Below are 11,214 nucleotides of genomic sequence, written 5' to 3'. Positions count from 1 at the left end.
AAATCGCAGCATGGCAAGAAAAAAGAAATGCTATTGTTCGACCTATGGAATGGCGCTTTACTAATGAGGACGCTCGGGTAAAGTTGAAGAAACTTTATCCGACATTACAAGAATGACTGAGTACTAGGCATCACTCCAAAACCGCCCGGATCGAGCAGTACGCCGTCATTATGATGGGTGATCAGATACTGATTGGAACGAACGCCGTCTTCTTCGCCCGGCTCACTCTCGTTGAGTAAAATAAAACGGTGATCAACGGATTCAAATAATTTAATGTTGCGCATATTTTCCCTAATCTTCTGTTGGGTTAAAAATATTTATATTATCCACAGTTTACTTCAGGTTATTTCAAAAAAGTATAGTTTAGGTTCTTTTTAAATACACGATAAGTTTGAAAAAATTATGTTGCTGTTGCAAAACTCATGATAAAAAACCGGAAAATAGCGAATATACTGAATTGTCGCTTATTTCTTATTGTCTTTTACCAGCAGCGGTAACGCGAGTATGGCCAGACACATTAACCATCCCAGCAATTGACAGTTGGTTACGGAAAAAACCAAGGCCATGCCAATTCGCTCGCTAACATCAGGATAAGCGAGGATAAAGTCGCGGCTTTCCAGGAAGGCTTGGCTTTCCCGAATAATAAGCGCCAAGCCCACGATCAGCAGTGCGTAGCCCATTATCTTATCCTGATTGGCTTTGGTATTTTGGTGTCCAGCCAATCGGTTAATCTCCAGGGTCTTTAACGAATATGAACGTTCGGTCATATAGCTGATGATCATTAAGCCCAAGACTCCGATAACAGGAATGTAAACGGCTACCGTCGGAAAGCTGATATAACGCCCATTTAACGCCAGGCCGAAGGTTTTATAAACGGCAAATCCGGCAAACAGTATATAGAGCGTATATATCCAGGAGCCGAGTTTTGGATGGGTCGTTTGATTGGCTAACAGCGCATAGCTGCGCCGCACTATCAATCCGGCCAAGAGTGCGTTTAATCCCACGGTTAGTCCTGCCTGCAAACGCTGCCAGTCGCTATAACTGGTATACCACAGGTGCTCGGCCATGCTTGCCAGCAGTAAGGCCAGCAGTTGCGAGAATAGCAAAAAACCCGCTAGGCGCATGGATGATAACGATTGTAATGGCTTCCAGCAGCCGATAACGATGACTAGAAAAAGGATCGTCGATGCGATAACGCCGTTAAACCAACCCGGATTTTCGTAGACTTTTCCGGTCAAAGGAAAAACCTCTTTACGATCGACAGAATAAAGCCCCCAGTTAGCACCGACTACGCCTTCAAAGTCGCTTTTCCAGGATTGGTTAAAGGCTTCGACAATGTTGTAATCGAAGCCGTTTTTATTGGCGACTTCAATTAATTTGCGGATGAATTTTGCTTCGTTGACTACGCTAGGCACTGCCCAGCCGCGTTGCCTACCTGCGCCCGGCCAGCCTGATTCGCCGATCAGTATGGATTTTCCGGGGGCAATGGAATCGGCTTCCTGTTGAACCTGCCGGTAAATGCGCTCAATATGCGCAGGCGCCTGGTCTACGGTGATAGGTTCATCCTCCCAGTAGGGCAGAATGTGGATGGTAATAAAATCCACTTCTTTGATTAACTCCGGGTATTTCATGTACATAGACCATACATCGGCATAAGAAACCGGTTGTTTAACCGAGCGTTTGACTTCGCGTATGTATTCAATCAGCTGCTCCGGCTCCAGATCGCCGCGTAACAGCACTTCGTTGCCGACGATAACCCGTTTGACCACGTCAGGGTTCGCGTTGGCGGAGCGGATGACTTCGGCGATTTCTGTTTCATTGTCGGCTTTTATGGAACCCAGCCAAGCGCCTTGAATCATCTTCAGGCCATGCTTTTGCGCTAAGGCGGGAATGACCGGCATACTGCCTTCGGCGCTGGCATAGGTGCGAATAGAGTGGGTTTTTTCACCCATTAAACGCAAGTCAGCGTCAATTTGTTCGGGCGTGGGGAATTTTTCATCCATAGGCCCCTGACCTTCCCGGAACGGGGCGAATGACAGGCTGTTAAGCTTTCCTGACGGAACGTCCGAGCCTACATCCTGAGGTAAGTTGGTTAACCAGCTCAAGCAGACATTCAGTAAAACAACCCATGCAACGAATAAAGCAATTCTCATAGTTAAAATCAGCAGATTGAAAAGTTTTGAAGGAGGGCGTTATAACATACACCGATTAGATCAGTATCATCTCATAATGGACATCCTTTGAATATGGTCAGACTTTTTATGACATAAACTACGCAAACGTTAAGCGTTCAGCTAAAATACGGTTTTTTTGTTTCTGTAACCTTATGGCTAAAAACATTCGTATTGAAAGATGGAGCGGCGTAGCTCTGGAACAGTTCATTCCTAAACTCGCGCGGCTTAGAATTGAGGTGTTTCGCGACTTTCCGTATTTGTATGACGGGAACATAGATTATGAAAAAAAATATTTACAGACTTATATTGATTGTCCCGAAAGCGTCATCGTGATTGCGTTCGATGACGATACCGTGGTCGGGGCATCGACAGCGATTCCGATGAAATATGAAACCGATGAGCTGAAAAAGCCGTTTATCGAGCAGGGTTACGATCTCGACGAGGTTTTTTATTGCAGTGAGTCGGTGTTGAACAAGGCTTATCGCGGCCTGGGTATCGGCGTTAAATTTTTCGAACAAAGAGAGGCTCACGCCGAGAGTTTGGGCGGCTTCAAGCATATTTGTTTTTGTTGTGTAGAGCGACCAGTAGATCATCCCAGACGCCCGATCGATTATGTGCCTTTGGATCAATTCTGGAACAAACGCGGCTACGTCAAACATCCTGAACTTGACACAATCTATAGCTGGAAAGATCTGGATGATGTTGACGAGACGCCTAAACCGATGACTTTCTGGTTGAAACATGAACGTTAAAATTGCGACAGCCCAATACGACATCAGTTTTCTGGAAAACTGGCAACAGTATCAAAGCAAAGTTGAGCGCTGGGTGCTTGATGCGGCGCAACAGGATGCGAAGATTCTGCTTTTTCCCGAGTATGCCAGTATGGAATTGGCCTCGTTATTTATCGCCAGGGATGGTGTGTATGCCGTAAGCCTGTCGGGAACAGGCTCGGCGATCGCCAGGGATGGTGTGTATGCCGTAAGCCTGCCGGGAGCAGGTTCGGCGGGCGAGGCGGTTTATTCATCGTTGAGCAAGCAGTTGGCAGCCATGCAGTCATTGCTTGAAGATTATCTGGACTTGTTTCAAATGCTGGCCAAAAAATACCAGTGCATCATCCAGTCGGGCACGTTTCCGGTAAAAACAGATTCCGGCGCCTATCGAAACCGGGCTTATTTGTTTATGCCGAACGGTCAGTTCGATTATCAGGATAAGCTGATGATGACCCGTTTTGAAAACGAGCAATGGCTGATTCAAAGCGGTGAGGAATTAAGGTGTTTTGATAGCGAATACGGAAAAATCGCGATCAATGTTTGCTATGACAGTGAATTTCCGATGCTCGCAAGAAAACAGGTCGAAGCCGGAGCAAATCTGATTTTAGTGCCCAGTTGTACCGATACGCTGGCAGGTTATCATCGCGTCAAAATAGGCTGTCAGGCGCGAGCCTTGGAAAACCAGTGTTATGTCGTTCAAGCTGTGCTGGTAGGCAATGCACCATGGTCTGAAGCCGTCGATGTCAATATCGGTGCAGCGGCTGTTTATACGCCTGTGGATCGTGGATTTCCTGATAACGGCATTTTAGCGGCAGGCAAACTCAATGCGGTACAATGGGTTGTTGCCGAAGTATCGCTCGGTGCTTGCGCTACGGTTCGGGAGCAAGGACAAGTCTTCAACTACAAAGACTGGTCATTGCAACATGCATTTGTTACGCGGTCCTGATTAAACTGTCGACAAAAACCACCTAACGACGACGTTGTTGACTTTACGGCTTTTATTTTAATGATTAGGATTTCACTGTTGTTGGCTCTGGCGTCATTACCGGTATTTTTATCGGTAGAACTGTTGTTGTGGTTAGACGTACCTGGTTTGTCGGGTGCGTTAATTACCCTGGGTTCGGTCATGCTGTTAAGCGCGTTTTCTGCACTTATAATCACCGGCTTATTGGGTGTTTATAAAATCATTGTTCATACTATGTTAGATTATTTTTCGTATAAACAGCGGGTACAGAGACGGCTATGGTTTGTACATGCTAGGCAGGATCAGATTAATCACCTGTTTTATTTTAAAAAATTGCAAATAAAGCATATCAATGAACTGAACAGAAAACGCCTGTTAACGCTTAATAATCGCAAACATATTCGCTTGCTATCTAAAGCCATCAATCAGGATTTGCTGCCGATTAAAACAAAACTACCGGGAACAACGTATCAGCAACTGCAACAAGACCATGCCCGCTACCGAAAAAAGCAGGACATTGAGGCCTTGCTAATGTTGCAGCAAAAAATCTCCTCTCTTGTTTAGCCCATGACTATGTTAAATAAGCTTATAAAGCTGCTGCATTCGGTTAAAGACGAAAATCTAAAATGGCAGCAAGCAAATCAGGGCAATCTGGCAAAACTCAAGCATGCTCGCATCCTAGCCGAGAAAGTCCTGGAAGCTGAATTAAAAAAGAAAAGCGTACTGCTGGAACACGACATCAGCTTACTGAAAACCAGGCACGATGCCGAGTTGTCGATGTTTAAAATCAAGTGCAAGCAGGATGTTAAAGACTATAAACAATATCTGGCCTCGCTGGATCAGCTTAAGTCTTCAATCCAGGCCAGTTATATCCATTTGCCCGAAGCAGTCGCCTTTACCATTCATCATCATGCGAAATATTTGCTGAATAAAATGTGGGACGCGGAAGATGTTGAACAGAAAATGCAGCACGAGATGCAGTTAATCCGGTTTATGACCACCGTACATGAAGATGCGCGCTTGCATCTGGAAGGTGCGACTACAGAAAGCCTGCCGCAAAGAACGCTGAATTTGATTCAGCGACAATAAAACTACCTTGTAGGGCATAGCTATCTACACAACGTAAAACGCTAAGCAGGACGGGGGTTCTCATGCTCCAGAGACTAGAAAAGTATTATCCAAATCGTGCTGAAAAATTAATTACCACAGAGAACACGAAGGACGCGGAGAAAATAACCCTATTCATCAAAGCATTAAAAACTTCGTGCTCTCCGTGTTCTTCGTGGTTATCGAGTCGATTGATGCTAAGAACAAGTCTTTCACCATCTCGGTAGCGTGGGAACGAGGATGTCGTCCGGTTATGATGACTTGTGTAGATAGCCATGCTATTGGAGAGGAAAATTATGGCAACCTTTGATATTCGATTATTACAAACCGACTTAACCGATAAAAATCCGCGCATCATCCTTAAAAAAGCATTGGAGCTGTTTGACAATAGTGCCATCGCTTTCAGCGGTGCAGAAGATGTGGTGCTGATCGATATGGCTGTCAAACTCAGGAAAGACATTCAGGTTTTTTGTTTGGATACCGGACGCTTGCATCCCGAAACCTATCGATTTATAGAGAAAGTCAGAAAATATTACCAGATAGACATTGAATTATTATCACCGGACAAAGACTTGCTCGATAGTCTGGTAAAAAAGAAAGGCCTGTTCAGCTTTTATGTGGACGGCCATCAGGAATGTTGCGGCATCCGTAAAGTCGAGTCATTAAAACGCAAACTGCCTCATTTGGATGCCTGGATTACCGGCCAACGCAAAGATCAAAACCCGGATACCCGGCAGACTGTTCCTGAAGTGCAAATAGACAGCGAATTTTCCACCGCCGGACAGCCGTTGATTAAATTCAATCCGCTGGTCAACTGGAGCCTGACGCAAGTCTGGGATTATATTGAAGCCTATCAGGTTCCTTATAACGAACTGCATGAAAAAGGCTTTACCAGCATAGGCTGCGAACCCTGCACCAGAGCCATTCTGCCTCATGAACATGAAAGAGCCGGCAGGTGGTGGTGGGAAGCAGGAGCTCAAAAAGAATGCGGCCTGCATGCCGGGAATTTAAAAGATTAACTCGCACGGTGTCGTATTTTGAAATGCGATGGGTATAGCTTGGTTCTTACCTCGGCGCTTATAAATTACCAGTAAATTATAAGCGCCTCTAATACCCAATAAAGCCATGAATATCTGAAGCGAACATTTTCGTTTAAACCAGATACCGGCTCCAGCTTCCATAGTGGTTCTCGATCTTGCCTCGGGGTATGCTTGAAAGGATCAGCAACACACCTGCCACAACTCCCGCCCAATCAGCGCCCAGGCTTCCGCCATCCAGCATCCACGGTGCGGCCATCAAAGGAATGGCAAGCAGCACATTGACAAAACGTGCCGGACGAGCGGATTCCGCCAAAGCCGTAATAGAAACCGTAATGACCAGCGCGCCGATCAAATGATCGCTGTTCGCTTGCGCGCCCTGGGTAGCAAAAATCAGCCGGGTACACATTAACCAAACCCCGATTGCCGTACTGAAAACCAGCGACCAGGGCAGATTGACGCCGCCACCGAGCATGTCTTTGAGAATAATCCAGGGTGACCCTTCAAAATCCTCGGGCTCCATGTTGCGGCCGCCTTCCATGGTGTCGCCGCGCAAGAAGGCCAGAATGACGGACTTGCCGTTGCGCCGGCGTTCCGCGAGAAACTGGCCGGTGGCAATCAGTTCATCGACAGAATAAGGAATCTGGATGAGCATCGCCGCCGCAGCAAACAGGCAGAGTGTGCACCAGGTTCCGATCAGAATGGGCTGGATGATGATAAAGAAGATGCTGACCGCGCCCAAGGGCACGATCATCACACCGAACAGGATCACCAGCCACGGCATCGTGCGCCAGCGATTACGGCCTCCTATGATGCCGGTGAGTATCTCCAGCACATAAGTCACAGCGCCGAGGCCGGCATCGGGAACAGGCCATGCCTTTGATACCTCAGAGGTGATGATGGTTTCGGTGCCAACGCTGAAATAGGGATCCCAGGCGTTCCCGATATGGCCCAACTGATAGGCGGCAAGATAGCGGGAGACGTAGAGCCCTATAAACGCCAGGAAGATGATCGGTATGCGCTGCATCCACGACGACGGGCTGTAATCCCATCCGGGCGGGATGTCGGGGCCGGTCATGCTTGCCATCAGACCGACGCCGGGAATAGGCCGCGTCAGAATTGCAAAACCGATTACCAGAGAACCTACCAAGGTATCATTGAGATAAGCCGCAGCGCTTGGCGTCCAGAACACCAAGGGCGCAAACAATAGCCACAGCCCGACCGCCGCGTTGGCGATGCGCGCCCACGCCATCGTCCGCGACAGCGATAACGCTGCCAACAAAAACACCAGAGCCCCGCTTATCAGATCGTTGATTATCATCGCCTGGTCTTGATAACCCAGAATCGGTGGACTGGTCATCAGCCAGGTACCCATCGCCATGTTCAGGAAATGTGCCCAGAGGTTTTGCCGGCGCTCGTCGCGCATCGTCCGATTATAAGCTTCCAGGAACTGATCGGCGGGTTCGGCCTCTGTAGACAAGGTCTCAATCCATTCAGGCGGCGTGAGTTTATTGCGTTTATACCAGCTCAAGGGATCGACCTTGAGTTCCTTAACAATCGCCGGCAGAGCGTCGCGTAGTGAATGCTTTGACTCCCAACCCAGCAGCTTCCTGGCCCTGGATATATCCAGTTCATAGTGATCATCAGCCAGGTCAACCATGAACGGCTTGATAAAGGGTTTTTCGCCTTTGTCGATAGAATCCGGAATGACAATCTCCATCTGGTTCTGCAAATGAGCGCCGGTTTTGGCCAGGATTTTCGGCAGGGTTTCCGTTGCCCATGTTTCGCCGTGGATCAAAACCCCGATTTCGTTTTGCAGAGCCTCATAGCCCATCGTCGACGGTTCGCCCAGAAGCAGCGGGGTTTCGGCGGGTAATTCATTACGCCGCTGAACAATACGAACGATGGCATCGAGCAGGTCATCGATATGAATAAACGACTGGCCGTGGGAGATAGTTCCAGCGAAGACGCGGCTGGAAAACTGGCGTTCGTAGATCCGCTGTATCTGATGCGCCAGTGTAGGTGGCTGGACATGATCGGTATATACGCCCGCAATGCGCGGCAGTACATAGTGAATGGCGCCATGCTCGGTTTGAACGACTTTTTCCGTCTCGAGCTTTGACTGTGGATAGGCCCACTTGGGTTTGAGCGGCCAATCCTCAGTGATAGGCACACCGGGCTCGGTGGGCGCGTGAACCAGCATCGTGCTGGCATAGACGAACTGTTCGACTTCGAAGTCTTGCAGGGACTGGAGCAAGCGGCGGGTGCCTTTGACATTGACTTCCTGATACAGCGGATTGGGCTCGCCGGTGAAATCATAGTAGCCGGACAAGTGTATGACCGAGACGAAATGATTGCCAAAGCGCTTTCGCAATTCATCCATGGCCTTTTTGACCGAGCTGTCCGAGGTTAAATCGCAGGGTACGCAATCCGGATACTTTGCACATCCGGCTTCCTGATCCAAGCCGACGACACAATAATCCTGTGCCAGTGCCTTGCTGAGCGAAAGCCCGAGAAAGCCGCCGATACCGGTAATCAATATGATGTCTTTCGCGGCGCCGGCAGTATTTTTATCTACCGGGCCTTCCTTTTTCTGTAAAACGATGTCGTCATCTTTACTCATGATAGTTTTCTCCTCAACTGTTTGAACGGTCACAGGTCTATCGGGTAACTTGCCTATCCAGTGATTCGTTACGACCCCATAAAGCGTATCGAGGAAGGCGTTTTATTTCTGCCCTACCTCGTTTGTTGTTGTCAAGCTTGCTTGTTAACTGTGCAGTATTTACATTCCAACCGTGGTTCTCAACTTATATTGTATTCATCTACCTTTTTCGCCAACGCTTGCAGTTCGGCAGAAATTATCACGAGGTATTCCGGGGTATTACTCAATTGTCGCAATGACGCGGGTAAACTATTTAATTGAAGCCGAGCATGCTCTCTGGCCTCAATCAGCGTCGGCTGCCTTGCTACCGTCTTTCCGCCCTGCATAACCCATTGCAGTAACGGTTGGTCTGCACAAGGCGCCTTGTCAACGGTAACGGTATCTCCGGACATAACGCCGTTATCATCATAGTTACGATAAACCTGTTTACGTCCGGGCCAGGTGGCTTTCCCTTCCGAGCGCTTGCGCCGGGCAATTCCGGCATATTCCTGCAATTTATAGGCGCAGTCGAGATAAGGGGCATCGGCTGAGGTATCCAACTGTGTGCCGATGCCAAAGCCATCAATCGGAGCTTGCTCGGCCATCAATTTTTCAAGTTTATATTCATCAATGTTGCCGCTGGCAAAGATGGTGGTATCGTTAAGGCCGCCACGGTTAAGAATTATCCTGACTTTTCGGGCATGATCGGCCAAATCACCGCTATCCAGACGAACACCCTTGATTTTTATACCTTGAGCATGCAATGCGGCCGCCAGATCGACTACTTTTTGCGCACCGGCTTCGGTATCGTAAGTGTCGATCAAAAACACGACATTATCGGGATTAGCTTCGGCAAAATCGGCAAAGGCCTGACTCTCGCGGCGGTATGCCTGAATAAAAGAATGCGCCATCGTGCCAAAAATGGGAATGCCAAAATGCATCCCGGCAGCCACCGTCGCTGAACCCGTAAACCCCGCCAGATAACTTGCCCGTGCCGCCAACAGCGCGGCTTCGCTGCCGTGCGCCCGGCGCATGCCGAAATCAACCAGCAGCTTGTCCGGCGCGATCAATACCGAGCGCGCGGCTTTAGAGGCAATCAGGGTTTGAAAATGCAGTAGGTTGATAATCCTGCTTTCAATCAATTGCGCTTCGGGCAGCGGCGCGGTAATGCGCAATATCGGTTCGTTCGCGAAAAACACCGTGCCTTCAGGCATCGCATGAACAGCGCCGGTAAATTTCAATGTCTCAAGCCGATCAAGCAGGGTCGGCTTAAATCGCCCGGTGCTTGCCAGCCATGCAATTTCATCGGAAGAAAATCGCAATTGTTCCAGATACGTTAAAACCTGGGCCAGACCTGCCGCGATCAGATAGCCCCGGTTTTCAGGCAGTTTTCTGACAAAAAATTCGAAGACGGCAAGCTCTTCCATGTCCTGTTCATAATAGCCCTGAAGCATGGTGAGCTGGTAGAGATCGGTAAGCAAGGCGCTGTTTGGCATTATCTGATTATAGCCAAGGTAATAGGTATCGCACCCTTTTGAATCATTTCGTTGATTGCGTTTTCCCCATCTTGGGGCCGAACGTTCACGGCGCGTATGGCATCCGTTAACAACAGCACCTTGTAATGGTAATTCAGGGCATCAAGCACCGTACTCAAAACGCAATAATCGGTAGCCAATCCGCCGATGAACAAACGGCTGGCCTCCACGTTATCCAGTTGCTCCTTGAATGTTGGGTTGGCAAAATCCGAATAGTCCTCCTGTCCAGCTTCGGTAGCCTTGGAAAAAATCTTAGCCGAGACAGGGAGATGCAGATCAGCTGCGAATTCTGCGCCTTTAGAACCGGCGATGCAGTGCTCCGGCCAAGGGCCGCCTTGCCGAATAAAAGAGCAATGGTTAGCCGGATGCCAGTCGCGGGTTACCAACACAGGCAATTGACGATTGATAAATTGATCGATATAGCCATTCAAGACGGGTATGACCTGATCCCCCTCCGGTACAGCCAGACTGCCGCCGGACAAAAAATCATTTTGGATGTCGATGACTATTAAAGCATCGCCTTTACCCAACTCGATTTTATCGGTATTTTTCCTTTTGTTAGTCATAGGCGACACGTCTCGCGCTGTTGGATTGGGCCATGAAAGACTCGCCCCCACCACCCTGGTGACTATCGGCGAGAACCAATAAAATATTTCCTGCTCGGATAATTTAATGCCGATATATCCGCGTCTGAAAATTTATAACAGGTAAATAAAATCAATAAAATCCGTATCGTTACCTATATCGGCATCGGCTGTTAGCTTGCGAGTTGACGATTCCATTGCCAACGCCCATAGGTATTTCTGCATATTGTACAAAGGCTTGGTTTTTTCTAAGCTGTAACGGTCAAGTTCATGGAGAAACAGACACGGATCAGGCGGATTTATCTTCCGTGGGGTAGGGCGTGGGGGGGGGGGGGGGGGGGGGGGCCCCCCCCCCCCCCCCCCCCCCCCCCCCCGGGGGCGGGGAAAACCAACACCCAAAAC

At 48.7% G+C, this 11,214-nt stretch carries 10 protein-coding genes; 5 read left to right on the top strand and 5 right to left on the bottom strand.

Annotated elements, in window-relative coordinates; all coding sequences use genetic code 11:
• Positions 1 to 104: 104 nt before the first annotated feature.
• Together RW114_RS14120 and RW114_RS14115 are read right to left on the bottom strand one after the other, a co-directional pair.
• Positions 105 to 284 (bottom strand): hypothetical protein, encoded by a 180-nt coding sequence (locus tag RW114_RS14120; protein WP_340123397.1) that lies wholly within the window; start codon positions 282 to 284, stop codon positions 105 to 107.
• A 180-nt stretch (positions 285 to 464) separates the two neighbouring features.
• A complete protein-coding gene (locus RW114_RS14115; RefSeq protein ID WP_340123396.1) occupies positions 465 to 2,153 on the bottom strand; it encodes a glycoside hydrolase family 17 protein in 1,689 nt (562 codons plus the stop codon).
• Positions 2,154 to 2,326: 173 nt separating this feature from the next.
• Between RW114_RS14115 and RW114_RS14110 the strand changes: the two genes are divergently transcribed.
• The 5 genes from RW114_RS14110 (at position 2,327) to RW114_RS14090 (ending at position 6,034) form a co-directional block, all read left to right on the top strand.
• Positions 2,327 to 2,926 carry a GNAT family N-acetyltransferase gene (locus RW114_RS14110; protein ID WP_340123395.1) on the top strand — a complete coding sequence of 200 codons (600 nt, stop codon included), beginning with the start codon at positions 2,327 to 2,329 and terminating at the stop codon, positions 2,924 to 2,926.
• Entirely contained in the window at positions 2,916 to 3,890 is a 975-nt protein-coding gene (locus RW114_RS14105) for a carbon-nitrogen hydrolase family protein (protein ID WP_340123394.1), read from the top strand. The genes RW114_RS14110 and RW114_RS14105 overlap by 11 nt, the downstream gene beginning before the upstream one ends.
• Positions 3,891 to 3,950: 60 nt before the next feature.
• A complete protein-coding gene (locus RW114_RS14100) occupies positions 3,951 to 4,472 on the top strand; it encodes a hypothetical protein (protein ID WP_340123393.1) in 522 nt (173 codons plus the stop codon).
• A gap of 9 nt (positions 4,473 to 4,481) precedes the next feature.
• Positions 4,482 to 4,997 carry a hypothetical protein gene (locus tag RW114_RS14095; protein ID WP_340123392.1) on the top strand — a complete coding sequence of 172 codons (516 nt, stop codon included), beginning with the start codon at positions 4,482 to 4,484 and terminating at the stop codon, positions 4,995 to 4,997.
• Between the two features lie 314 nt (positions 4,998 to 5,311).
• A complete protein-coding gene (locus RW114_RS14090) occupies positions 5,312 to 6,034 on the top strand; it encodes a phosphoadenylyl-sulfate reductase (RefSeq protein WP_340123391.1) in 723 nt (240 codons plus the stop codon).
• A 133-nt stretch (positions 6,035 to 6,167) separates the two neighbouring features.
• Here the strand turns inward: RW114_RS14090 and RW114_RS14085 are convergent, their stop codons facing one another.
• The 3 genes from RW114_RS14085 to RW114_RS14075 form a co-directional block, all read right to left on the bottom strand.
• Positions 6,168 to 8,675, bottom strand: coding sequence for an SPW repeat domain-containing protein (locus tag RW114_RS14085; protein WP_340123390.1), 2,508 nt, complete (start codon positions 8,673 to 8,675; stop codon positions 6,168 to 6,170).
• Positions 8,676 to 8,854: 179 nt separating this feature from the next.
• Positions 8,855 to 10,189 carry a nicotinate phosphoribosyltransferase gene (locus RW114_RS14080; RefSeq protein WP_340123389.1) on the bottom strand — a complete coding sequence of 445 codons (1,335 nt, stop codon included), beginning with the start codon at positions 10,187 to 10,189 and terminating at the stop codon, positions 8,855 to 8,857.
• A complete protein-coding gene (locus RW114_RS14075) occupies positions 10,189 to 10,794 on the bottom strand; it encodes an isochorismatase family protein (RefSeq protein WP_340123388.1) in 606 nt (201 codons plus the stop codon). Before RW114_RS14075 ends, RW114_RS14080 begins: the two co-directional genes overlap by 1 nt.
• Positions 10,795 to 11,214 lie beyond the last annotated feature (420 nt).

The sequence above is a fragment of the Methylobacter svalbardensis genome (genome assembly GCF_037671525.1).
Taxonomy (GTDB): Bacteria; Pseudomonadota; Gammaproteobacteria; order Methylococcales; family Methylomonadaceae; genus Methylobacter_A; species Methylobacter_A svalbardensis.
This window is presented reverse-complemented; position numbering and strand designations above follow the sequence as displayed.

Coding starts and splice junctions, on each gene's coding strand:
- RW114_RS14120 (WP_340123397.1), bottom strand. CDS start 284: ATGCGCAACATTAAATTATTTGAATCCGTTGATCACCGTTTTATTTTA.
- RW114_RS14115 (WP_340123396.1), bottom strand. CDS start 2,153: ATGAGAATTGCTTTATTCGTTGCATGGGTTGTTTTACTGAATGTCTGC.
- RW114_RS14110 (WP_340123395.1), top strand. CDS start 2,327: ATGGCTAAAAACATTCGTATTGAAAGATGGAGCGGCGTAGCTCTGGAA.
- RW114_RS14105 (WP_340123394.1), top strand. CDS start 2,916: ATGAACGTTAAAATTGCGACAGCCCAATACGACATCAGTTTTCTGGAA.
- RW114_RS14100 (WP_340123393.1), top strand. CDS start 3,951: ATGATTAGGATTTCACTGTTGTTGGCTCTGGCGTCATTACCGGTATTT.
- RW114_RS14095 (WP_340123392.1), top strand. CDS start 4,482: ATGTTAAATAAGCTTATAAAGCTGCTGCATTCGGTTAAAGACGAAAAT.
- RW114_RS14090 (WP_340123391.1), top strand. CDS start 5,312: ATGGCAACCTTTGATATTCGATTATTACAAACCGACTTAACCGATAAA.
- RW114_RS14085 (WP_340123390.1), bottom strand. CDS start 8,675: ATGAGTAAAGATGACGACATCGTTTTACAGAAAAAGGAAGGCCCGGTA.
- RW114_RS14080 (WP_340123389.1), bottom strand. CDS start 10,189: ATGCCAAACAGCGCCTTGCTTACCGATCTCTACCAGCTCACCATGCTT.
- RW114_RS14075 (WP_340123388.1), bottom strand. CDS start 10,794: ATGACTAACAAAAGGAAAAATACCGATAAAATCGAGTTGGGTAAAGGC.